Annotated in this window: 20 protein-coding genes; 9 read left to right on the top strand and 11 right to left on the bottom strand. The window is 66.2% G+C overall.

The features are described from left to right. Position 1: 1 nt before the first annotated feature. Together AC1RKI_RS04260 and AC1RKI_RS04255 are read right to left on the bottom strand one after the other, a co-directional pair. The gene (locus tag AC1RKI_RS04260) at positions 2 to 1,222 is read right to left on the bottom strand and encodes a four-carbon acid sugar kinase family protein (protein WP_492794775.1); all 1,221 of its coding nucleotides are present in this window, start codon (positions 1,220 to 1,222) and stop codon (positions 2 to 4) included. Continuing rightward, entirely contained in the window at positions 1,219 to 2,202 is a 984-nt protein-coding gene (locus tag AC1RKI_RS04255) for a 2-keto-3-deoxygluconate permease (RefSeq protein ID WP_341249012.1), read from the bottom strand. The genes AC1RKI_RS04260 and AC1RKI_RS04255 overlap by 4 nt, the downstream gene beginning before the upstream one ends. A gap of 319 nt (positions 2,203 to 2,521) precedes the next feature. Here AC1RKI_RS04255 and AC1RKI_RS04250 point away from each other — a divergent pair, with 319 nt between their 5' ends. After that, a complete protein-coding gene (locus AC1RKI_RS04250) occupies positions 2,522 to 3,130 on the top strand; it encodes a glutathione S-transferase family protein (protein WP_492794778.1) in 609 nt (202 codons plus the stop codon). A gap of 265 nt (positions 3,131 to 3,395) precedes the next feature. On the opposite strand, the gene AC1RKI_RS04245 is transcribed toward AC1RKI_RS04250, so the two are convergent. Continuing rightward, positions 3,396 to 4,202, bottom strand: a complete 807-nt coding sequence (locus tag AC1RKI_RS04245) for an IclR family transcriptional regulator domain-containing protein (protein ID WP_490715040.1) — start codon at positions 4,200 to 4,202, stop codon at positions 3,396 to 3,398. A gap of 143 nt (positions 4,203 to 4,345) precedes the next feature. Here AC1RKI_RS04245 and AC1RKI_RS04240 point away from each other — a divergent pair, with 143 nt between their 5' ends. Further along, the gene (locus AC1RKI_RS04240) at positions 4,346 to 5,989 is read left to right on the top strand and encodes an acyl CoA:acetate/3-ketoacid CoA transferase (protein WP_492794781.1); all 1,644 of its coding nucleotides are present in this window, start codon (positions 4,346 to 4,348) and stop codon (positions 5,987 to 5,989) included. Positions 5,990 to 6,094: 105 nt separating this feature from the next. After that, a complete protein-coding gene (locus tag AC1RKI_RS04235; RefSeq protein WP_061958932.1) occupies positions 6,095 to 7,093 on the top strand; it encodes a Bug family tripartite tricarboxylate transporter substrate binding protein in 999 nt (332 codons plus the stop codon). A 48-nt stretch (positions 7,094 to 7,141) separates the two neighbouring features. Here the strand turns inward: AC1RKI_RS04235 and AC1RKI_RS04230 are convergent, their stop codons facing one another. Beyond that, positions 7,142 to 8,740 (bottom strand): alkaline phosphatase D family protein, encoded by a 1,599-nt coding sequence (locus AC1RKI_RS04230; RefSeq protein WP_492794783.1) that lies wholly within the window; start codon positions 8,738 to 8,740, stop codon positions 7,142 to 7,144. A gap of 286 nt (positions 8,741 to 9,026) precedes the next feature. Between AC1RKI_RS04230 and AC1RKI_RS04225 the strand changes: the two genes are divergently transcribed. Next, positions 9,027 to 10,523, top strand: a complete 1,497-nt coding sequence (locus tag AC1RKI_RS04225) for a DEAD/DEAH box helicase (protein ID WP_061958933.1) — start codon at positions 9,027 to 9,029, stop codon at positions 10,521 to 10,523. 150 nt (positions 10,524 to 10,673) lie between these two features. Here AC1RKI_RS04225 and gluQRS read toward each other — a convergent pair whose 3' ends face one another. Both gluQRS and AC1RKI_RS04215 read right to left on the bottom strand, forming a co-directional pair. Continuing rightward, entirely contained in the window at positions 10,674 to 11,564 is an 891-nt protein-coding gene (gene gluQRS / locus AC1RKI_RS04220; RefSeq protein ID WP_150981166.1) for a tRNA glutamyl-Q(34) synthetase GluQRS, read from the bottom strand. A 21-nt stretch (positions 11,565 to 11,585) separates the two neighbouring features. Beyond that, positions 11,586 to 12,521, bottom strand: a complete 936-nt coding sequence (locus AC1RKI_RS04215) for a LysR family transcriptional regulator (protein ID WP_061958935.1) — start codon at positions 12,519 to 12,521, stop codon at positions 11,586 to 11,588. A 146-nt stretch (positions 12,522 to 12,667) separates the two neighbouring features. Here AC1RKI_RS04215 and AC1RKI_RS04210 point away from each other — a divergent pair, with 146 nt between their 5' ends. Continuing rightward, positions 12,668 to 13,369, top strand: a complete 702-nt coding sequence (locus tag AC1RKI_RS04210; protein WP_061958936.1) for a pirin family protein — start codon at positions 12,668 to 12,670, stop codon at positions 13,367 to 13,369. Positions 13,370 to 13,556: 187 nt separating this feature from the next. Further along, positions 13,557 to 14,543, top strand: a complete 987-nt coding sequence (locus AC1RKI_RS04205) for a CobD/CbiB family protein (RefSeq protein WP_061958937.1) — start codon at positions 13,557 to 13,559, stop codon at positions 14,541 to 14,543. 37 nt (positions 14,544 to 14,580) lie between these two features. Here AC1RKI_RS04205 and AC1RKI_RS04200 read toward each other — a convergent pair whose 3' ends face one another. The 3 genes from AC1RKI_RS04200 to AC1RKI_RS04190 all read right to left on the bottom strand — a co-directional run bounded on the left by AC1RKI_RS04200 (position 14,581) and on the right by AC1RKI_RS04190 (position 17,178). Next, positions 14,581 to 14,886 (bottom strand): putative signal transducing protein, encoded by a 306-nt coding sequence (locus tag AC1RKI_RS04200; RefSeq protein ID WP_061958938.1) that lies wholly within the window; start codon positions 14,884 to 14,886, stop codon positions 14,581 to 14,583. A gap of 67 nt (positions 14,887 to 14,953) precedes the next feature. Beyond that, complete coding sequence (gene rsgA, locus AC1RKI_RS04195) at positions 14,954 to 15,931, bottom strand: ribosome small subunit-dependent GTPase A (protein ID WP_061958939.1); 978 nt, start codon at positions 15,929 to 15,931, stop codon at positions 14,954 to 14,956. After that, entirely contained in the window at positions 15,928 to 17,178 is a 1,251-nt protein-coding gene (locus AC1RKI_RS04190) for a M48 family metallopeptidase (RefSeq protein ID WP_227459126.1), read from the bottom strand. The genes rsgA and AC1RKI_RS04190 overlap by 4 nt, the downstream gene beginning before the upstream one ends. A gap of 146 nt (positions 17,179 to 17,324) precedes the next feature. On the opposite strand from AC1RKI_RS04190, the gene orn reads away from it, so the two are divergent. After that, the gene (orn, locus tag AC1RKI_RS04185; protein WP_244787699.1) at positions 17,325 to 17,972 is read left to right on the top strand and encodes an oligoribonuclease; all 648 of its coding nucleotides are present in this window, start codon (positions 17,325 to 17,327) and stop codon (positions 17,970 to 17,972) included. Between the two features lie 100 nt (positions 17,973 to 18,072). Next, a complete protein-coding gene (locus AC1RKI_RS04180) occupies positions 18,073 to 18,954 on the top strand; it encodes an AEC family transporter (RefSeq protein ID WP_150981163.1) in 882 nt (293 codons plus the stop codon). Between the two features lie 9 nt (positions 18,955 to 18,963). Here AC1RKI_RS04180 and mog read toward each other — a convergent pair whose 3' ends face one another. After that, the gene (mog, locus tag AC1RKI_RS04175; RefSeq protein ID WP_150981162.1) at positions 18,964 to 19,611 is read right to left on the bottom strand and encodes a molybdopterin adenylyltransferase; all 648 of its coding nucleotides are present in this window, start codon (positions 19,609 to 19,611) and stop codon (positions 18,964 to 18,966) included. Next, positions 19,608 to 20,207: a ribosome biogenesis factor YjgA gene (gene yjgA, locus AC1RKI_RS04170; RefSeq protein WP_150981161.1), complete on the bottom strand. Its 600-nt coding sequence runs from the start codon at positions 20,205 to 20,207 to the stop codon at positions 19,608 to 19,610. The genes mog and yjgA overlap by 4 nt, the downstream gene beginning before the upstream one ends. A gap of 57 nt (positions 20,208 to 20,264) precedes the next feature. On the opposite strand from yjgA, the gene pmbA reads away from it, so the two are divergent. Further along, a complete protein-coding gene (pmbA, locus tag AC1RKI_RS04165) occupies positions 20,265 to 21,632 on the top strand; it encodes a metalloprotease PmbA (RefSeq protein WP_061958949.1) in 1,368 nt (455 codons plus the stop codon). Positions 21,633 to 21,654 lie beyond the last annotated feature (22 nt).

Genomic DNA, 21,654 nt, shown 5'->3' with positions numbered 1-21,654 from the left:
CTCAGTCTTGGCGCATGGCCTGCCAGGCCAGCCATAGCGCGGCTTCGGTGCCGAACGCGCCAGCCTTGGTGGCAACGCGCCGGGCGGGGGATTCCAGGGTGGCCGACAACGGCACACCGGGTTCGACTTCGCGCAGCAGCGCCAGAGCGTCGATGCCTGCGGCGGACAGCATCGCGCGTGCGGTTTCGCCGCCGGTCGCGATCAGGCCGCCGACGTGGGCGAAGTGCGGCAGCACCAGCGCCGCCAGCGCGGTGGAAAGGCGCGGACCTTCCGCCGGGTCGAAGGCGTCGTCGCGGCCGATGCTGACCAGCATATCGCGGCCGGCGCGCAGCGTGGCGCCGATCGATTGCTGTGTGGCGTGCCAGTCCGCATGGGCGACGCCATTGCGCAGCACCTGCGGCGCGACGCTCAGGCAGTCGATTGCCGTGCGCTCGCACAGGTATGCCGTCTGCCTGCCAGAAATGCCGGACATGCTGCCGACCAGTGCCAGTACCGGTCCGGTGCGATGGGTAACGCCGCCGGCGGGCGCTTGCGCAGGCTGCGGCGCCGCCATGGACAGCGCGCGCGCCAGGCCGCCGGAACCGACACAGAAGTGCGCGGCATCCAGTGCGAGCGACGCTGCGGCCAACGTGAGCAGATCCTGCTCGATCTCCGCATCGCACACCACAGCGTGAAATCCGGCGTCGATCCACGCGGCCAGTTGCGATCGCGTGGCAGCGGCGCCGGCGCGCAGCGTCTGGAGTGGCATGCGCACCGTGCGCAGACCTTGCGCGGCCAGCAGGTCGACCATGTCGGCGGGACCGCGCAGCTTTTCCACGCGCCAGATGTCGGTGTCTTCGAGCGGCTGCCCGTGGACGAACATGCGCCCGTCCTGCGTGGTGCGGCCCGTGGCGGGAAATGCAGGTGCAACGATTGCCAGCCCGGCCGCCGGCTGTAACGCCGCAGTCTCCGCGGCCCAGTTGCCACGCAGCGTGGAATCGATCTTCTTGTACAGGCGTCGTTCCTGGCCATCGGCGCGGCGCCACACGTCGAGGTTGCACGCGGCGGCGTCTTGCGGGGCCATGCGGCGGCTGTCCGCGTCGGCGGTAATGACGTCGGCATGCGCGATGTCGGCCACTGTGTCCGCGTTCAACGTGACGACCGTGCGCGCGCCGTGCGCGGCAAAGCCGATCGCGCAGTCGGCCGCGCCGGACAGGTCGTCGGCGATGATCAGCCAGTTCATGCCGGCGACCGCCCGACTGCCGCTCCGGCGTTGCCGGCCACGCGACGCGCTACCCATGCAGTGACCAACGGCGTCATCACGGCGGTCACGACCACGCAGGCGGCGACGAGGATCGTCGCGTGCTTCGCGGCTTCCGTGTAGGCCGGATTGGCGGCGGCGACGAGTGTCGGCACCGCGGCCGCATTGCCGGCCGTGCTGGCGGCCGCCACACCGGCCACGCCGGTGCCGCCGCTGAGCCGATCGGCGATATAGAGCGTGGTACCAGTCACCACCACGACCGCCACGCCAAGCCCGAGGCCCAGCATGCCGGCCTGCCAGACCTTGTGCAGATCGAGTCCCGCGCCCAGCGCCAGCGCGAAGAACGGAATCATCACTGGCACGGCCTTGCTCAGGAAATCGCGCATTTCACGATCCAGATTGCCGAGCAGCATGCCCAGCATCAGCGGCAGGATGCTGCCGACCAGCGTGGGCCACGGAAATGCGGAAAGCCCGGCCACGCCAAGCGTCACCATCGTGAGGAACGGCCCGGATTCCAGCGACATGATGGTGTACGCGCCAACGTCCTCGGGCTTGCCGTACTGTCCCATCAGCGCCATGTACAAGCCGCCGTTGGTGTCGTTCATCGCGGCGACCACCGCCAGCGTCGACAACCCCGCGAACATGCCCGCGCTGACCGGCGCTTCGCCAAGGAAGTGGCCGAGGATCACGCCAAGGACAATGGCAGTGCCAACCTTGGTGGCAAACAGCACGCCGCCTTTCTTGACGATATAGGGCGTGGCCTTGATGTTGATGCTCGCGCCCATGCAGACATAGAACACGGCCAGAATCGGCAGCGCGCCCGTGAACAGCGCATTGGTGAACGACCCAAAGAACTTTGGACCATCCGGGATAAACGTGGCCACCAGCGAACCGATCAGCAGCGGCACGATCATCATGCCGCCCGGCACGCGCTCGATGGCGCGCTTGATATGAATCTGCATCGTCGTCTCCTGCCGCGTGGGGTGCGGCAACCTGTGTGTTGTGATCAGGTGATTGATCGAAACGATCAATCTTGGGCGGCAGTGTAGGCGAAATGGTCGATATTGACTAGTTTGATCATAAAAATGATTGAAGTGATCAAAAATTGCCTTGGTGTAATGCGGCTGCCAATGCACCCGCGATGCTCCGGCCGTTTTTGCACAGGACGCGAGCGATCTGGTTAGACTTCAGCGCTGTGGCGGCCGCCGCGACGCGCTTGGCGCCCGGCGGCTTTCGATCCGGCGTGCCGCCTTCCGAATTTGATGACCTGGAGCCCGCAAGATGAGACTGATTGGCATGCTCGATTCTCCCTATGTGCGCCGCGCCGCCATCGCGATGCGATTGCTTGGCGTGCCGTATGCGCACGAATCGGTATCGGTGTTCAGCACGTTCGAGCAGTTTCGCGCGATCAATCCCGTGGTCAAGGCGCCCACGCTGGTCTGCGATAACGACGTCGTGCTGATGGATTCCACGCTGATCATCGACTATGCCGAGGCGCTGGCAGGACGCAGCCTGATGCCGTCGGACCTGCCGGCGCGTCAGCGTGCGCTGCGCATCGTCGGGCTGGCGCTGGCGGCATGCGAGAAGGCGGTACAGAACGTCTACGAACACAACCTCCGCCCGTCGGAAAAAATGCACGCGCCGTGGGTGGCGCGCGTCGATGGCCAGCGTGACAGCGCCTTCGCGTTGCTGGAGCGGGAAATGACCACGCTGCCGCTGCCGTCGTCCGAGCAGGCGCTCGACCAGGCCGGGCTGACCGCTGCCGTGGTGTGGACCTTCACCCAGGCGTTGCTGCCGGGTAAGGTCGATCCGGCCGAGCATCCTGCGTTGGCGGCGTTCACGGAATCGGTCGAGCGATTTCCTTCATTTGTAGCGCTGCCGCACGCCTAACCGCGCCGCGTCACCCGCATGGGTCACATCGCGCCGCGCTCGGGCGGCGTTTGGACCACCTCACGTCTCGGCTCGGTACGCTACCCCACCAAGCTCCCCACAATCGGGTGATGTGCGGCGCGTCGTGATCTTGCAAGATATTCAGCGGGGCAACAGGATCCTTGCCCCGCTACCACTTCTGCCCCGCGACCTCCCCGGCCTGCGGGGCTTTTTATTGGCGGCGCGGCCGGTGCGGCTGCGGATGACGAGATGGCGTGCGCCGAGGTCAGCGCGCTTTCAGAATCGACTCGATCTTCGCGGCCGCGCGCTGCAGAGGCGGCAGCAGATGCGACTCGAGCCGCGCGGCGTCGCGGCTGCCCAGCACCATGCTGATGCCGAGCCCCGCCACGACCTTGCCGCTCTGATCGCGCAACGGCACCGAGATCCCGGCGAAACCGTCGGCCAGTTCGCTGATCAGCGTGCAGTAGCCGTCCTGTCGCACCTGCGCCAGCTTGCGCGCCAGCGCGGGACGCGAATCGACCGTGAACGGCGTCAGCTTGCGCAACTCGGCCCCTTTGAGATAGGCGGCCAGTGCGTCGTCGTCCAGCCCGGCCAGCAGCACGCGCCCCAGCGAATGCGCGTAGGCGGGCATGCGCCGGCCAATCGCCATGTCCACCCGCAACAACTGGCTCGGTTCCTCGCGCGCCACCAGCACCACCGATTCGCGGTCGAGCATGCCGATCGAGCAACTCTCGCCCACTTCGGCGCAGAGCGCCTGCAGATAGGGACGTGCCAGTTGCGGCAGGTTCATCGACGCAAAGTACGCGTAGCCCAGATCCATCACCTTCGGCGTCAGAACGAATTGGCGGCCTTGCTGGGCGACGTAGCCGTTGTGCGCCAGCGTCAGCAGCAGGCGGCGCGCCGCGGCGCGCGTCACGTCGAGCTGTTCGGCCACGTCCTGCATGGTCAGCCGCTCCACGCCGCTGGCGTACAGGCGCAGCAAGGCGAGCCCCTTGGTCAGGGAATCGAGCAGCTCTTCTTTCTTTGGCGCCTCGGGAGCGTCGTCGGCGTGCTGGGCGTTGCTTCGCGGCATGAGTAATGGGAAATGAACGGCATCTGCGGGTCTTACCGGACTTGCGTCCGGCTGTCCGATCCGTATGATAGCGTTTCGCGAACTTTTGTTCGCAAAACGTGGATCGGTAGAAACCACGACGGCACAAGACTCAGGAGACAGCGATGAAGGTGATCACCACCGCGCAGGCGGCGGAACTCGTCCAGAGCGGCTGGACCGTGGCCAGCGCGGGGTTTGTGGGCGCGGGCCATGCAGAAGGCGTGACCGAGGCGCTCGAGCAGCGCTTTCTGCGTGACGCCATGCCGCGCGATCTGACGCTGGTCTATTCCGCGGGGCAGGGCGACCGTGGCGCACGCGGGGCGAATCACTTCGGCAACGCCGGCATGACGCGCGCCATCGTGGGTGGTCACTGGCGCTCGGCCACGCGGCTGGCCACGCTGGCGATGAACGAGCAATGCGAGGGATTCAATCTGCCGCAAGGCGTGCTGACGCATTTGTATCGCGCCATCGCCGGCGGCAAGCCCGGCGTGCTGACCAAGATCGGCCTGCACACGTTTGTCGATCCACGCAGCGGGCTCGATCCGCGTTACCACGGCGGCGCAGTGAACGAGCGCGCGCGCAACGCGATCGCCGCCGGCACCGCCAACTGGGTCGAGGCGGTGGAATTTCGCGGCGACGAATATCTGTTCTATCCGAGTTTCCGCATCGATTGCGCGCTGATTCGCTGCACGGCGTCCGATCCGCGCGGCAACCTGAGCACGCATCGCGAGGCGTTTCACCACGAACTGCTGGCGATGGCGCAGGCCGCGCACAACTCGGGCGGCATCGTGATCGCGCAGGTCGAATCGCTCGTCGACTATCACCAGAACCTGCAGGCCATTCATGTGCCCGGCATTCTGGTCGATTACGTGGTGGTCAGCGAGCAACCCGCCCATCACCAGATGACATTTGCGGAGGCCTATAACGAGGCGTATGTCCGGCCGTGGCGCGGCGAGGCGGCCGATGCCGCCGAGAAGGCGAGCGAAGCCGAGGCGCTGCCGCCGGCGTCCGCGCCGCTCGATGCGCGCACCATCGTCCAGCGTCGCGCTGTGATGGAACTTGCCGCGCGCAAGCCGCGCGTGGTCAATCTGGGCGTGGGCATGCCCGCGGCGGTCGGCGCGCTTGCGCATCAGGCCGGGCTCGGCAATTTCACGCTGACCGTGGAGGCGGGGCCGATCGGCGGCACGCCGGCCGACGGCCTCAGCTTTGGCGCATCGGCCTATCCGGAGGCCGTGGTGGACCAGCCCGCGCAGTTCGATTTCTACGAAGGCGGCGGCATCGACCTGGCAATTCTCGGTCTGGCCGAACTCGATGGTCACGGCAACGTCAACGTCAGCAAGTTTGGCGAAGGTGAGGGCGCGCTGATCGCTGGTGTCGGCGGCTTTATCAACATCACGCAGAGCGCGCGCGCCGTGGTCTTCATGGGCACGCTGACCGCTGGCGGGCTTGAGATCCGCGCCCAAGACGGCCGGCTGGAAATCGCCAAGGAAGGCCGCGTGAAGAAGATCGTGCCGGAAGTTTCGCACCTCAGCTTCAACGGCCCGTACGTGGCGTCGCTGGGCATTCCGGTGCTGTACGTGACCGAGCGCGCGGTATTCGAGATGCGCGCCGATGCCGATGGCGAGCCGCGTCTCACGCTGGTGGAAATCGCGCCCGGCATCGATTTGCGGCGCGACGTGCTCGACCAGTGCGCCACGCCGGTGGCCGTGGCCGATGACCTGCGCCTGATGGATGCGCGCCTGTTCCGCCCGGACGTAATGAAACTCTGAGCGCGCCGCAGCGCGTTCCGAAGGATCGCCCCTGCAATCGTTCTCCCAACACTAGAAACGCATCGGCCGCCCCCGGTTTGGCCGATCGATATTGGAGGAAACACTGTGCAACACCATCGTCAATCCCGTCGTCTCGCGCTGGGCGCGCTTGCCCTGGCAGCATCGCTGCCGTTCGTATCCGTGAGCGCGTTCGCGCAACAGAACTATCCGGACAAGCCGATCCGCCTGGTGGTGCCGTTCCCTGCCGGCGGCCCGACCGACACCGCGGCGCGCATCATCGGCCAGAAGATGGGCGAAACGCTCAAGCAGACCATCGTGATCGACAACCGCCCCGGCGCGTCGGGCACCATCGGCACCGATACCGTGGCCAAGGCCGCGCCCGATGGCTATACGCTGGTGATGCTGGCCACGCCCGCGCTGCTGGCGGCGCACCTGTTGCCGCGCCGGACCTACGACGTCTTCAAGGACTTCACGCCGATCGGCAATGCCTATGAGCTGCCGATCGTGATGGTCGTGAATCCCACCGCGCTCCCGGACGTGACCGACCTGCAGCAGTACATCGCCAAGGCCAAGGCCAGCCCGGGCAAGATGAACTACACCAGCGCCGGCAATGGCAGCTTCGGGCATCTGTCGACGGAGCTGCTGAAGAATTTGGGTCATTTCGATGTGCAGCACGTGCCGTACAAGGGCAGCGCACCGGCGATTTCCGACCTGCTGGCCGGACAGGTGCCGATGATGTTCTCCGACATGATCGCCGCGCTGCCGCATATCAAGGCCGGCAAGCTGCGCCCGATCGCGGTCGGGTCGATCAAGCGCGTGTCGTTTGCGCCCGATGTCAAGACCGTGGCCGAGCAGGGTTTCCCGGGATTCGACGCGACGTCGTGGGGCGCGCTGCTGGCGCCTGCCGGCACGCCGAAGGACGTGGTCGCCAAGTTGTCGGCTGCGCTCAAGGGTGCGTTGGCCGATCCGACCGTGCAGCAGAAGATGCTCGGCGCCGGCACCGTGGCTTCGTATCTGCCGGCCGATCAGCTGGCCGCGCGCATGCAGGGCGACTATGTGAAGTGGGGCAAGGTCATCAAGGACAACAACATCAAGAGCGACTGATGCCTTGCCGCCGCGCAGTGCCGGTCCGCGTCGCCCCGGCGGCGCGCTTCAGGCCTGCGCCGGCAGTGTCTGCTGGAATTGCGACACGCCGTTCATGTCGCGCAGGTCGACCGTCATCGCCCGCGACGCCGGATCGATATTGACTTCGCCGAAGAACTGGAAACCGGCAAACGGCGACATGTTCTGCGCCGTCGGCGCCTTCTGGTAGACGATGCGCGGGCCGAACGTGTTGTCGAGCGGATTCGGTCCGAAGCTGCCGGCGTTGAGCGGGCCCGCGACGAATTCCCAGAACGGGTCGAAATCCTGATACACCGCGCGCTCGGGCGCATAGTGATGGGCCGCGCAGTAGTGCACGTCGGCGGTCAGCCACACCACGTTGCGCAGTCCCGCTGCCTTGATGCGCGACAACAGCCGGGCGGTTTCCAGTTCGCGGCCCAGCGCGGGGCCGTTGCCGTTGGCGATCGCTTCCCATCGTTCACGGCCTTGCGCGTCCTTGCCGTCGGGCACGCCAAGACCGATCGGCATGTCGGCGGCGATGACCTTCCATGTGGCCTGCGACGCTTCCAGCTCTGCCATCAGCCAATCGATCTGCGCATTGCCCAGGAATGCGGTGGCGGCGCTTTCGGTCGCCTCGCGGTTGTAGCCGTTCGGGCCGCGAAAGCTGCGCATGTCGAGCACGAACACGTCCAGCAGCGGACCGTAGGCGATCTTGCGATGCACGCGCTCGGCCAGACCCTGGCGGTGCCAGCGCATTGGCGCGTTTTCCAGAAACGCGCGGCTGCCGCGCGCCACCAGCAGGCGCACGTCTTTTTCGGTGTAGCGCGCGTCGGCCGACAGGTCTTTCGAGTCGGACCAGTTGTTGGTCACCTCGTGGTCGTCCCACTGCCAGATCTGCGGGACCTGGCTCGCGAAGCGGCGCACATTGACGTCCATCATGTTGTAGCGATGCCGTCCGCGGAATTCCTTCAGCGTTTCGGCCACCTTGCTGACTTCCTCGGTCACCACATTGCGCCAGATCCGTCCGTCCTCGGCCTTCTGCTCGGCGCTGATCGGACTGTCGGCGTAGATCGTGTCGCCACTGTGGATGAAGAAATCGGGATTGCGCTGGCGCATGGCTTCGTAGATGCGCATGCCGCCAAGGTCCGGATTGATGCCCCAGCCCTGGCCGACCGTATCGCCGGACCACACGAAGCGGATCGGGCGGTCGGCCGTCAGTGCGCGGGTGCGGAAGCCGCCTTCCATCCATGCGCCCAGGCCGCGGCGCTCGCCCGGGTTTTCGAACGCCACGCGCACGTGGTACTGCTGGCCCGGCAGCAGGCCGGTAAGCTGGGTGCGCGCCGTGAAATCGGTCTCGCTGCTGGCCAGCGGGCCCGAAATCCGCATCGCATTGCGAAAGTCCGGCGCGGTGGAGTATTCGACCACCATGCGCGACTGGCGCTCGGCACGAGCCCACACTACAAGGCCGTCGTCCGACGGATCGCCCAACTGGATGCCGTCGGGCGCGCCGGGGCGGCTCGCCGATATCACGGCCGGGGCGGCCAGCGCCGATGGCCCCAGCACGGCCACGCCGGCGCCAAGGCCGAGAAAGCGGCTGGAGGTGCGCAAAAAGCTGCGGCGGGTGCTGTCGCTGGGCTGGGTGGCGGTCATGGGTGATCGTAGGGTGTGGTCTGGTGTCATGGTCGTAGCGGCGCTCGGCCGGCGCGCTATGCTCGCGAGCTTGTGTGACACGCTGTTGACATGCGCTTGACATGGCGGACCGCAATACTGCCTGGCGCACCGATGTCCGTCCCCGGGACTCTGGTGGTAGAATCCAAGTCTTTGATTTTCCGGGCAATTCATCTGTTCGCCAGTTTTTGGCTGCGAGCGGCCCGTTGACCAGTTCCAGACGCGTGTCCGTTGCCTCGGCTCCGCGCCCTGCACCGACACTCCATTGATGACGATGACAACCACCCCAGACCAGACCCCAGCCGCAGAGCAGACGTTCGAAAGCTTCGGGCTGGACGCGCGAATCCTGCGCGCCTTGTCCGACCAGGGCTACACCAAGCCCACGCCGATCCAGGCGCAGGCCATCCCCGTGGTGCTGCTGGGCAAGGATGTCATGGGCGCGGCGCAGACCGGCACCGGCAAGACCGCCGGCTTTGCGCTGCCGATCATCCAGCGCCTGCTGCCGATGGCCAACGCCAGCGCGTCGCCGGCCCGCCACCCGGTACGCGCGCTGATGCTGACGCCCACGCGCGAACTGGCCGATCAGGTCTACGACAACGTTGCGCGCTACGCTCAGCACACCGACCTGCGCAGCACGGTGGTTTTCGGCGGCGTCGACATGAATCCGCAAACCGACGCGCTGCGCCGCGGCGTGGAAATCCTGGTGGCAACGCCGGGCCGTCTGCTCGATCACGTGCAGCAGAAATCGGTGAATTTGTCGCAGGTGCAGATGCTGGTGCTCGACGAAGCCGACCGCATGCTCGACATGGGCTTCCTGCCCGACCTGCAGCGCATCATCAACCTGCTGCCGGCACAGCGCCAGACGCTGTTGTTCTCGGCCACGTTCTCGCCCGAAATCAAGAAACTGGCGTCGAGCTACCTGAAGCAGCCGGTGACGATCGAAGTGGCGCGCAGCAATTCGACCAACGAAAACGTGCGCCAGATGGTGTACCAGGTTGCCGACGGCCACAAGCAGGCGGCCGTGGTGCATCTGCTCAAGCAGCGCGCCACCGGGCAGCAGTCCAAGCAGTGCATCGTCTTTGTCAATAGCAAGATCGGCTGCTCGCGCCTGGCGCGGCATCTTGAGCGCGAAGGCATCAACGCCGCGGCGATCCACGGCGACAAGACGCAGACCGAGCGCATGCAGACGCTCGAAGGCTTCAAGAACGGCACGATCGACGCCCTGGTGGCCACCGACGTCGCCGCGCGCGGGCTCGATATTCCGGCCATGCCGTGCGTGATCAATTTCGACCTGCCGTTCAGCGCCGAAGACTATGTGCACCGTATCGGCCGCACGGGCCGCGCCGGGGCCAGCGGCGATGCGCTGTCGATCTACACGCCGGGCAACGATGACCGCCTGCTTGCCGATATCGAGAAGCTGATCAAGCGCAGCGTGCCGCGCGGCACGCTCGAAGGCTTCGACCCGACCGGCGAGCGCGCGCGTCAGGAAGATGCCGAGCGCCGCCGCCAGCGTACGGACACGCGCCGCCCGCGCGAGAACGGCGAAGGCGAGGAATCCACGCGCCGCCGCCGTACCGAACCCGCCGGCCGCCAGGCTTTCCGCCCGTCGGACGATCCGTTCTTCTCCCGTCCGTACGAGCCTTCGGGCAACTACACGCCGGCGCCCCAGGCCGAGGACCAACTGGCCGCGGCGCTGACGCGCGGCCGCCAGACCACCAAGCGCCCCGTTGCCGCACTGCTGGGCGGCGTGCCGCGCAAGTCGTAAGTTCCCAAGCGCTCGCGGGCGGGCGCCATTCGCGCGTCAGCCCGGCACCTTGCCGTACTGGTGGCCTCGGGCCGTCCTGGCCTGGTTCGATTTGGCGAGCATCTGCCGTCCCTTATCGTCGGCTGCCCGCTATCCAATGCGCCCGCCGCGTTACGCCTGCGCGCGCTGCCCGACCCACCGGGACGCCCATTGAGCGGTAGCCGCCGCCAGCCACGCCTCGATCGTTGCCTCCCCATTCACGATACCCAGATGCGCACCGGCCTGCCGCAGCGTTGCGAGTGGCGTCGTCGTATCCAGCGCCTGCGCGCCGCTTTGCTTGCTCAGTTTTTCCCCGGCCGCATTGACCACGACCGGCACGTGCAGATACGCAGGCGTCGGCATGCCAAGCAGATGCTGCAGATGAATCTGGCGCGGCGTGGAATCGAGCAGGTCGGCGCCACGCACGATATGCGTGATCGCCTGCGCCGCGTCGTCCACCACCACGGCGAGCTGATAGGCCCATAGCCCATCGGCGCGCCGCAGCACGAAATCGCCCAGTTCGGTTTCCAGGTTCTGGCACTGCCGGCCCTGCCAGCGATCGTCAAAGCAGATGATTGCGGCGGTGCCATCGGGCACGCGCACGCGCCACGCGCGCGGCAGCTTGCCGTGCAGGCCATGGCGGCAGGTGCCCGGATACCCGAGCGTCTGATGCCGCTCGCGCACGTGCACGAGGGAATCGGCAATCTCCTTGCGCGAGCATCCGCATGGATAGAGATGACCGGTTGCATCGAGCCGGCGCAGGGCGTCGGCATATAGCGTTTCGCGGCGGCTCTGCCAGACCGGCGGCTCATCCGGATGCAGGCCCAGCAAGGCCAGCGTGCGCAGGATGTCGGTATCGGCGCCGTTCACGCAGCGCGGATAGTCGATGTCCTCGATGCGCACCAGCCAGTCGCCGCCATGCGCGCGGGCGTCCAGCCAGCTGGCCAGCGCGGTGACGAGGGAGCCAAGATGCAGCGGGCCGGTCGGGGAGGGGGCAAAGCGCCCCCGATAGCGTTGCGGCATGGTTTTCTCGAGCGCCACAGGCTATTCGATCGACTCCGTCTGCCCCTGCGGCGACTGCTGCATCAGTGCCTGTGCCAGACGCGGGTCCTCAAGCTTGCTGGCCCACCACTGCAGCGCCTTGCCGCGCGTGTTGGTGCGCCATGCCACCTTGAAGTTGCCGGGCGCGCGCACCTCGACGGTCTCGCGCACCTGCAGCACGCCGTTCTCGATATGCGGCTGGGCCATCGGCGCCGGCAGCCAGCCGCAACCGAGCCCGCGGATCTGCGCTTCGAGCTTGTCGCGCATGGTGGGCACCACCAGCACGTCCTGCCCGGCCAGCACGCCATGCGTGCGGGCCGGCAGATTGCGCGATGTGTCGCCCACCGCCACGATGCGATGCTTGGCGATCTGGATCGTCGTCAGCGGGCCCGGCTCGGACGCCAGCGGATGATGCGCCGCGACCGCGAATACAAACGGGATGCTCCCCAGCGGACGCACCTGGAAGCCCTGCGTGCTCGGGGTTTCGTAGGCGCCGCCGATGATCATGTCGGCACGGTTGCTGATCAACGCGTCCCATGTGCCGCCGAGCACTTCCTTCGAAAATCGCAGGCGCGTGGCGGTGTTCTCGGCGTAGAAATCCTGGATCACCGGCAACAGCGCGCGGAAATTGACCAGATCGTCGACGGCGATGTTCAGGTTGGCTTCCCAGCCCGTGGCCAGCCGCTTGACGCGGCGCGCGAGGTCGTCGGCGGCGTGCAGCAGATGGCGTCCTTCGTCCAGCAGTGCGCGGCCGGCCGGCGTCAGCTCGGCGCGGTGGCGCCGGCGGTCGAACAGCAGCACATCGAGGTCTTCCTCGAGTTTGCGGACCACATAGGTCAGCGCCGATGGCACCTTGCCCATTTCGTGGGCGGCGGCGGCGAAACTGCCCTTGCGCTCGATGGCGTCAAGGACTTCAAGGGATTCGAGGGAGAGGGGCATATTCAGATTTTCTGAACGACTGCTTCTAAGACGGTGCCCGTAAATATACTCCCGCGGTTCTACACTGCCTAGCATCGAAACGCCGCTGACCTAGAAGCAACACCGAAAACCGGGCGGCGGCCCCGGCCACAAGGAGGGCCATCAAAATGATTGAAATCCGTAAGTCTGAAGAGCGCGGGTATGCGGACCATGGCTGGCTCAAGTCGTATCACAGCTTTTCGTTCGCCGATTATTACGATCCCCGCCACATCCAGTTTGGCCCGCTGCGCGTCATCAACGAAGACCGCGTCGCGCCCGGCATGGGGTTTGGCACCCATGGTCATCGCGACATGGAAATCATCAGCTATGTGCTGGAAGGTGAACTTGCGCACAAGGACAGCATCGGTAACGGCAGCGTGATCCGTCCCGGCGATGTGCAGCGCATGAGCGCCGGCACGGGCGTGCGCCATTCCGAATACAACCATGCGGCCGACCAGACCACGCATTTCCTGCAGATCTGGATCATGCCCGACCAGCAGGGCATTGCGCCTGGCTATGAGGAAAAGCACTTCGATGCCGCCGACAAGCGGGGCCGGCTGCGTCTGGTCGGCAGCCCTGACGGTGCGGACGGCTCGGTCGTGATCCATCAGGATGTGCGGCTGTTCGCGGGCCTGTTTGACGGCGACGAGGCGGCCACGCTGGCGTTGCAGCCGCAGCGCAAGGCATACGTATTTGTGGCGCGCGGCCGCGTGAGCGTCAACGGGCAGGTGCTGGAAGCCGGCGACGCTGCCACGCTGGAAGGCGAGGACGCCGTCCGCCTGACCGACGGCAATGGCGCCGAAGTGCTGGTGTTCGACCTGCCGTCTTGAGGCCCCGCGCGCACTGGCTGGCTGCAACGTCCGTCGGGCCCGGCGGACGTGCTGCCGGCCGGACGCACGGCGCGGTAACCGATGCTTACAGGTCTGATTTTTTGATACTGTGCCGCTATGCTATCGTCTGGCAATCCGCCATGCGACCGTCGCGGCACATCGCCGCGCGCCGACCAATCGTCACGCGATGACCTTCGTATCCATTCTTTTGGCGTTGATTGCCGAACAATTCCGAGCATTGGGTCGGAATAATCCTATTTATGACGTCGTCCGGGCGCTCGGCGATCGGGCCGAGCACGCGTTCGATACAGGACGCCCGCGCGACGCCGCGCTGGCGTGGCTGACCGTCGTGGTGCCGCTGGTGCTGGCTGCGGTGGTGGTGCACTACCTGCTGGCGTCGATCAGCGTGGCGCTGACGCTGGTCTGGAACGTCCTGCTGCTGTACCTGACGCTCGGCTTCCGCCAGTTCAGCCACTATTTCACCGACATCCACGAGGCGCTCAATCGCGACGACCTGCATGCCGCGCGCACGCTGCTGCATGAATGGACGGGGCAGGATACGGTCGACATGCCGGTCACGGAAATCGTCCGCCACACCCTGGAAGCGGCCATCGTGGCAGTGCATCGGCATGTCTTCGGCGTGTTTTTCTGGTTCCTGGTGCCGATTGGCCCGGGCGGGGTCGTGCTGTACCGCACCGCCGAATACCTGAGCCGGCTCTGGAACGCGCCGTCCAACGAGCGCAGCCCTGCGCTGGGCCGGTTTGCCGCGAAGGCGTTCTATGTGCTGGACTGGGTGCCGTCGCGCCTGACCGCGATCGGCTTTGCCATCGTCGGGAATTTTGAGGACGCGATCTACGCGTGGCGCAACCACGCGCGCAAGTGGAACGACGCGGTCAATGGCATTCTGCTGGCCAGCGGCGGCGGCGCGCTGGGCGTCCGACTGGGCCAGCCGCTGGCCGAGGACGACTCGCGGGTGATGCTGCGCACCAGCCTGGCGGGAGTCGATTACGCGCCCGGCATGAGCGATTTGAGCGATGCGGACCCGGTGCCGCCCGAATATGGCGCCGAGCCCGGCGTGCGCACGCTACAGTCGGCGGTGGGCCTGGTGTGGCGCGCCGTGATCCTGTGGATGCTGCTGCTGGCGATGATTTCGCTGGCGCTCTGGGTGGGCTGAATTTCCGCCACCCGGGCCGGCCCGCAATGGGCCGTGCCTATGCCCTGGCGCGGCCGCATTGCCAGCAGGCGGCAAACTGCGCCTCGTGCCACTCGCCGCAATGACGGCACTCCCAGCGCGGACCGGGCGACGGATTGGCTGCCGCGTTGAGCGCCGCCCAGGCGTCGGCCTCGGCCGCATCGTCGACGATCCATACCTGCGGCGCACTTTCGTTCAGCGGAATATCGCCCGCCGCGCCCGCCAGCCATGTGTTGCGGACCTGCGCGGCGATGCCGGCCGCGCGCAAGACGTTTTCGCAGTGCGCGGCATGGACCAGCGAGGGTGTCCTGAGCAGCAGTTTCATGATGGCGCGCTTCTAGCGGGCAACGTGCCTTTACCTTATCACGCGCGCTGCGGATTGCCAGCCGCGCTTACCACGGCTTCTGTTGGCGCGACTCGTGCAGCAACTGCGTATAGAGCTGGTGGCGGCGCGCCGAAATCGCGCCGTCGTCGATGGCCGCCAGCACCCCGCAGCCGGGCTCGTTGATGTGATGGCAGTTGTAGAACCGGCATTCGGTCAGGCGCGGGCGGAATTCCGGGAACGCGCGCTCCAGCATGCCTTCGCTCAGGTGATGGAGGCCGAATTCCTGGAAGCCCGGAGAATCGATCAGATAACCGGGCCGTCCGTCCACCACCGCCCATTCGCGGGGCAGGTGATACAGCCGTGTGAACGTGGTGGTGTGCTTGCCCGAATCGAGCTTCGACGAGATCTCGCGGGTCTGCGCCTCGACACCCGGTATCAGCAAATTCAGCAGCGACGACTTGCCCATGCCCGACTGGCCGATCAGGATGCTCGACAGCCCAGCCGTGCGCGGCTGCAGCGCCGCCAGCGTTTCCTCGGGGCGGGCATGTACCGACAACTCGACGGTGTCGTAGCCAAGGTCGCGATATAGCGCCAGGCGGCGCCGCGCGTCGTCGAGCCGGTCGGTCAGGTCGGTCTTGTTCAGGATGACCAGCGGGCGGATCTCCAGCGCTTCGGCCGACACCAGCGCGCGGCCGAGCAGATCCTCCGAAAAGCCCGGCTCGGTGGCCAGCACGATGATCACCTGGTCGATATTGGCGGCCAGCAGCTTGGACTTGAACTGGTCGGAGCGATACAGCAGGTTCTTGCGGGGATCGATGCCGGTGATCACGCCCTGGTCTGCCGCGGCCAGTTCGATGCGCACGTGGTCGCCCACCGCCGCATCGCTTTTCTTGCCGCGCGGAAAGGCGTGCAGGTGCGTTCCGTCCGCGCGTTCCACCACATAGTGGCGGCCGTGCGCGGCGACGATCAGTGCGGATTCGCCATGGGCGGCGTTGCCCTTGCCGGCGCCTTTCCCGGCGTTATGGTGGCGCACGCTGCGGTTCATGCGTACGACAGCAGGCGGTCGATCCGCTGTGCCGCTGGCGGATGCGAGTAGTAGAACGCGCTATAGATCGGGTCGGGCGTCAGCGTCGACGCGTTGTCCTTGTACAGCTTCACCAGCGCCGAGACCAGGTGGCCGGCGTTGGTCTGGTGTGCGGCGAATTCGTCGGCTTCGAACTCATGCTTGCGCGACGACTGGCTGGCCAGCGGGCCAAGCACGAAGGTGAACACCGGCAGCGCGAGGAAGAACAGCACCAGCGCCAGTGCATGGTTGCTGGCGCCGAAATTCGGCAGCACGCCCAGCCCCGTGAAGAACCATTCGCGCGTGGCCAGCCAGCCCAGCAGGGCCAGGAACACCAGCGACAGCGCGAAAGTGACCGCCATCATCTTGGCCACGTGGCGGCGCTTGAAATGGCCCAGTTCATGCGCCAGCACCGCTTCCACTTCCTCGCCGTCGAGCCGTGCCAGCAGCGTGTCGAAAAACACGATCCGCTTGGCCGCGCCGAAGCCGGTGAAATAGGCGTTGCCGTGCGCGCTGCGGCGGCTGCCGTCCATCACGAACAGCCCCTTGCTGGCGAAGCCGCACTTGCGCAGCAGCGCTTCGATGCGCTCGCGCAGGCTGTCGTCGGTCAGCGGCTCGAACTTGTTGAACAGCGGGGCGATGAAGGTCGGCACGATCACCTGCAGCAGCAGGCTGAAGGCGACCCACACCAGCCACGTATAAAGCCACCAGTAGCTGCCGGCGCGGTCCATCAGCCACAGCACCGCCAGCAGCAGCGGCAGGCCCAGCACGCAGGCCACCAGCGCCATCTTGATGAGATCGGCGAGCCACAGCCCGAACGTCATCTTGTTGAAGCCGAAACGCTGCTCGATCACGAATTGGCCGTAGAGCGAGAAGGGCAGGTCGACCAGCCCGCCGATCAGTGCCACGCTGGCGATCAGCGCCACGCCGTAGAAATAGCCGCCGCCGTCGAACACATGGAGCCAGAACTGGTTCAGCGCATGGAGCCCGCCCAGCATCGTGAAGCCGATCAGCAGCGCGGCACCGGCCAGCACTTCGAGCATCGACAGCCGCGTGCGTGCCATCGTGTAGTCCGCCGCCTTCTGGTGGGCGGCCAGCGCGATGGTGTCGGCAAAGCGTGCCGGCACCGCGCCGCGGTGGCGCGCCACATGGCGGATCTGGCGCGACGCCAGCCAGAGTTTGGTCACCACCATAATGACCAGCGCGGCAAGAAAGATAAGGGTGAACATCAGCAAGCCTGGTTGCGACGACACGCCGGCGAGAGTGCCGGCCGCGCCGTCTGGGGCGAATATGCGAGAATTATAAGTTGTTCGCCGCCGGCGGCTCCGCGCCCGGCGATTTCCCTTTCGAATTCCATATCGAGCCGTACCGCCAGATGACAAGCCCCGCCGCAACTTCCGTGAAAAGTGAAAACAACCTTGTCTGGCTGGACATGGAAATGACCGGTCTGCAGCCCGATACCGACCGGATCATCGAGGTGGCGGTGGTCGTGACCGATTCCGAGCTCAATATCCTTGCCGAAGGCCCGGTGCTGGTGATTCACCAGTCCGATGCAGTGCTCGATGGCATGGACAACTGGAACAAGGGCACGCACGGCCGCTCGGGCCTGATCGACAAGGTCAAGGCGTCGACGCTGACCGAGGCCCAGGCGGAAGCCGAACTGCTGGCGTTCCTGAAGCGCTGGGTGCCGGCCAGCAAGTCGCCGATGTGCGGCAATTCGATTTGCCAGGATCGCCGTTTCATGGCGCGCTACATGCCCAAGCTCGAGGCGTTCTTCCACTATCGCAATCTCGATGTTTCCACGCTCAAGGAACTGTGCAAGCGCTGGGAACCGGCCATCCACAAGGGCTTCCAGAAGCGCCAGATGCACACCGCGCTGGCCGATATCCTCGAATCGGTGGAAGAGCTGCGCTATTACCGCCAGCATTTCATCAAGACCCCGGCCGAGGCGGCTGCCTCGTTCCCGGCTGCCGATGCGCCCGCCGCACCCGCTGCCCCTGCCGACCCTTCGCCCGCTGCATAAGGCCATTCGCCCGATAACAACAACCCGGCGGGCGGGTCCGTAACGGACCGGCCACGCCGCCCGCTCCGTCCTTGCCCGGCGCCCGCCCGGCCACTCCGACATGTTCACGCGCATTGTCTCCATCATCACCCCGGTCATCCTGATCATCGTGATCGGCTGGATCTACGGGCGGCGCGCCCACCCCGACATGACCGGCATCAACCGCGCCATGCTGGAGGTGATCGCGCCGCTATTGGTGGTGTCGGCCTTTATCAGCAAGGACTTCGTGCTGGCCGATCAGTTGGTGCTGCTGGCCTGCGCGGTGGCCGTGGTGATTGGATCGGGTGTGCTGGCGTGGATCGTGGCGCGGGCGACGGGAGCCAATCCTCGCACGTTCGTGCCGCCGATGATGTTCAACAACAGCGGCAACATGGGCCTGCCGCTGTCGGTCTTCGCATTCGGGCAGGCGGGACTCGCGCCGGCCGTGGCGCTGTTTGCGGCGTCCAACCTGATGCATTTCACGATCGGCATGAAGATCGTCAACCGGCAGGCGTCGATGGCGCAGATCGCGCGCAATCCGATGGTGCTGGCGACGGTGGCCGGTGTAGCACTGTCGCTGGCGCGACCGGTGTTCTCATTGCCCGAGCCGGTCTACGAATCGATCAAGCTGCTCGGTGATTCCACGGTGCCGCTGATGCTGTTTGCGCTGGGCGTGCGCATGAAGGACGTCAGCCTGCGCAACTGGGGGATGGGGGTGCTGGGCGCCGTGGTCTGCCCGCTGGCGGGCATCGCGGTGGCACTGCTGCTGGCATGGTGGGTGCCGATGACCGATCTGCAGCGCGGCCTGCTGTTCGTGTTCGCGTCGCTGCCGCCGGCCGTACTCAACTTCCTGGTGGCCGATCACTATCGCCAGGAGCCCGATCAAGTGGCCTCGATCGTGCTGCTGGGCAATATCGCCGCCGTCGTGTTCGTGCCGGTCGGCCTCTATCTCGGGCTCCGGTAACGGCCGGAATCAGACCGTCGGCGCAGGTTTCGGCCGGATGGCGTTTTTCGGGCGGAATGCGCGCACGATGGCGTCGTCGGTCTCGATATACGGACCGCCGATCAGGTCGATGCAATACGGAATGGCGGCGAATACGCCTTGCACCACGGTGCGGCCTTCCACATCGCGCAATCCTTCCAGCGTTTCCCGGATCGCCCGTGGCTGGCCCGGCAGGTTGACGATCAGCGCGGCGCGGCTTGGCGTTTCGCGGATCACGGCAACCTGCCGCGACAGGATGGCGGTCGGCACGAAATGCAGGCTCACCTGCCGCATCTGCTCGCCGAATCCCGGCATTTCCTTGGTGCCTACGGCCAGCGTGGCTTCCGGCGTGACATCGCGCCGCGCCGGCCCGGTGCCGCCGGTGGTCAGCACCAGGTCGCAGCCGGCCACGTCGACCAGCTCGATCAGCGTGCGCGAAATCAGCGCCTGCTCGTCGGGAATCAGCCGTTCGACCGACTGCCACGGCGACGTCAGCGTCTTGCCGAACCAGTCGCGCAGCGCCGGAATCCCTTCGTCCTGGTAGGTGCCCGACGAGGCGCGGTCGGAAATCGAGACAAAGCCGACCACCAGTTCGTCGGGGTGGCTGCGCGGTACGGGGGCGGTCAGCGGTGGATTCATGATTCGGTGTCCTCGGCCGGTGTGTCGGCGGCTTCGTCCTTGCCGCCGCCCAGTGTGTCCTTGATGGCCTGGAACAGCTCGCGGTAATACTTCGGCGGCTTGCCCAGTTCCTTTTCGCGACGGGCGTTGCGGATGATGTTGCGCACCGCCTGCACGTCCACGCCCGGGTGCTCGCCGAGGAACTTGGTCAGGTTGGCGTCGTCGGCCAGCAGCAGGTCGCGCCAGCGCTCGATCAGGTGCAGCCGGGCAGTTTCGGCCTTGCTGGTGCCCTTGAAGCCTTCCAGCGCGCCTCGGATGGCCGCCACTTCGTCGTCGTCGAGCGTGCGCATCACCTTGCCGACAAACTGCATCTGGCGGCGCTTGCCTTCGTGGCTGGTGATCTTGCGCGCCTGGAGAATGGCGTCGGACAAGGCTTCCGGCATCGGCACGCGGGCCAGGCGGTCTTTGGGCAGGGCTTCGAGTTCGACGCCCAGGTCCTGCAGCGCGGTCATGTCGCGCTTGCGCTGGGACTTGCTCTTGGGCAGGTCGTCGTCCTCTTCCGGGGCAAATCCGCCCGGGAAGCGTCCGTTGGAGGTGTTACGGGTATTTCGCGTCATGGGCGGCATTTTATCTTGCTATGATTCCCGTTTGGACTTTTGATCACGCCCGCCCATATGAGCCAGACTGCCGAACAGACCGCGCATTTCACGTACACCCAGGACCAGCTCAAGACCATGGCGGCCGATGTGCTGCGTGTGGCACGCGAACTTGGCGCGACGGACGCCGCCACCGAGATTTCAGAGGGCAGCGGCCTGTCGGTGACCGTGCGCAAGGGGCAGGTCGAAACCATCGAGCAAAACCGCGACAAGGTGGTCGGCGTGACGGTGATGATCGGCAAGCGCCGCGGCAACGCCAGCACCTCGGATTTCTCCCCGGCCGCGCTGCGTGCGACCGCTGAAGCGGCGTACAACATCGCGCGCTTTACCGCCGAGGACGACTGCGCGGGCCTTGCCGAGGAAGAATTGCTGGAGCGCAATCCCCAGGATCTGGATTTGTTCCATCCGTGGACGATCGATGCCGAAGAGGCCATCGATATCGCGCGTCGCGCGGAAGCGGCATCGTTTGCCGTGTCGCCGAAGATCAAGAATAGCGATGGCGCCAGCGTGTCGGCCCAGCATTCGCAATTCGTGCTGGCCACCTCGCGCGGGTTTGTCGGCGGCTACCCGTACTCGCGTCACTTCGTCTCGTGCGCGCCGATCGCCGGCTCGGGCAACGCGATGCAGCGCGACGACTGGTACTCGTCCAAGCGCTCGCCGCAGGCGCTGGCCGAGCCCGAGGCAATCGGCCGCTATGCCGCCGAACGGGCGCTGGCCCGCCTGAATGCGCGCAAGCTGTCCACCCGCAAGTGCCCGGTGCTGTTCGAGGCGCCGCTGGCGGCCGGCCTGCTCGGCGCGTTCGTGCAGGCGGTGTCGGGCGGCGCGCTGTATCGCAAGTCGACGTTCCTTTACGACACGCTGGGCAAGGCGGTTTTTGCGCCCGATATCCAGATCTACGAACGCCCGCACGTTCCCGGTGCGATGGGCAGCGCGCCGTTCGACGAAGAGGGCGTGCGCACGCGTGAGCGCGAAGTGGTGCGTGACGGCGTGGTCGAGGGCTATTTCCTGTCGACCTATTCGGCACGCAAGCTTGGCATGCAGACCACCGGCAACGCCGGGGGATCGCACAACCTGACGCTGAGCAGTTCGCTGACGCAGCCGGGTGACGATTTCGTCGGCATGCTCAAGAAAATGGGCACAGGCCTGCTGGTGACCGAACTGATGGGGCAGGGCGTCAACTACGTGACCGGCGATTATTCGCGCGGCGCCTCGGGCTACTGGGTCGAGAATGGCGTAATCCAGTATCCGGTCGAAGAAATCACGATTGCCGGCAACATGGTCGAAATGTTCAAGCAGATCGTCGGCATTGGCGCCGATGCGCTGGTGCGCGGCACCAAGGAAACCGGCTCGATCCTGATCGAGCAGATGACTATCGCGGGCAACTGATCGCCCGACCGTATCGCGGAAA

The sequence above is a fragment of the Cupriavidus sp. GW822-FHT06G04 genome (genome assembly GCF_058799075.1).
This window is presented reverse-complemented; position numbering and strand designations above follow the sequence as displayed.

What these genes read in the sequence shown, in the direction of transcription:
- AC1RKI_RS04260 (WP_492794775.1), bottom strand. Translation starts at nt 1,222, where the DNA reads ATGAACTGGCTGATCATCGCCGACGACCTGTCCGGCGCGGCCGACTGC.
- AC1RKI_RS04255 (WP_341249012.1), bottom strand. Translation starts at nt 2,202, where the DNA reads ATGCAGATTCATATCAAGCGCGCCATCGAGCGCGTGCCGGGCGGCATG.
- AC1RKI_RS04250 (WP_492794778.1), top strand. Translation starts at nt 2,522, where the DNA reads ATGAGACTGATTGGCATGCTCGATTCTCCCTATGTGCGCCGCGCCGCC.
- AC1RKI_RS04245 (WP_490715040.1), bottom strand. Translation starts at nt 4,202, where the DNA reads ATGCCGCGAAGCAACGCCCAGCACGCCGACGACGCTCCCGAGGCGCCA.
- AC1RKI_RS04240 (WP_492794781.1), top strand. Translation starts at nt 4,346, where the DNA reads ATGAAGGTGATCACCACCGCGCAGGCGGCGGAACTCGTCCAGAGCGGC.
- AC1RKI_RS04230 (WP_492794783.1), bottom strand. Translation starts at nt 8,740, where the DNA reads ATGACCGCCACCCAGCCCAGCGACAGCACCCGCCGCAGCTTTTTGCGC.
- AC1RKI_RS04225 (WP_061958933.1), top strand. Translation starts at nt 9,027, where the DNA reads ATGACGATGACAACCACCCCAGACCAGACCCCAGCCGCAGAGCAGACG.
- gluQRS (WP_150981166.1), bottom strand. Translation starts at nt 11,564, where the DNA reads ATGCCGCAACGCTATCGGGGGCGCTTTGCCCCCTCCCCGACCGGCCCG.
- AC1RKI_RS04215 (WP_061958935.1), bottom strand. Translation starts at nt 12,521, where the DNA reads ATGCCCCTCTCCCTCGAATCCCTTGAAGTCCTTGACGCCATCGAGCGC.
- AC1RKI_RS04210 (WP_061958936.1), top strand. Translation starts at nt 12,668, where the DNA reads ATGATTGAAATCCGTAAGTCTGAAGAGCGCGGGTATGCGGACCATGGC.
- AC1RKI_RS04205 (WP_061958937.1), top strand. Translation starts at nt 13,557, where the DNA reads ATGACCTTCGTATCCATTCTTTTGGCGTTGATTGCCGAACAATTCCGA.
- AC1RKI_RS04200 (WP_061958938.1), bottom strand. Translation starts at nt 14,886, where the DNA reads ATGAAACTGCTGCTCAGGACACCCTCGCTGGTCCATGCCGCGCACTGC.
- rsgA (WP_061958939.1), bottom strand. Translation starts at nt 15,931, where the DNA reads ATGAACCGCAGCGTGCGCCACCATAACGCCGGGAAAGGCGCCGGCAAG.
- AC1RKI_RS04190 (WP_227459126.1), bottom strand. Translation starts at nt 17,178, where the DNA reads ATGTTCACCCTTATCTTTCTTGCCGCGCTGGTCATTATGGTGGTGACC.
- orn (WP_244787699.1), top strand. Translation starts at nt 17,325, where the DNA reads ATGACAAGCCCCGCCGCAACTTCCGTGAAAAGTGAAAACAACCTTGTC.
- AC1RKI_RS04180 (WP_150981163.1), top strand. Translation starts at nt 18,073, where the DNA reads ATGTTCACGCGCATTGTCTCCATCATCACCCCGGTCATCCTGATCATC.
- mog (WP_150981162.1), bottom strand. Translation starts at nt 19,611, where the DNA reads ATGAATCCACCGCTGACCGCCCCCGTACCGCGCAGCCACCCCGACGAA.
- yjgA (WP_150981161.1), bottom strand. Translation starts at nt 20,207, where the DNA reads ATGACGCGAAATACCCGTAACACCTCCAACGGACGCTTCCCGGGCGGA.
- pmbA (WP_061958949.1), top strand. Translation starts at nt 20,265, where the DNA reads ATGAGCCAGACTGCCGAACAGACCGCGCATTTCACGTACACCCAGGAC.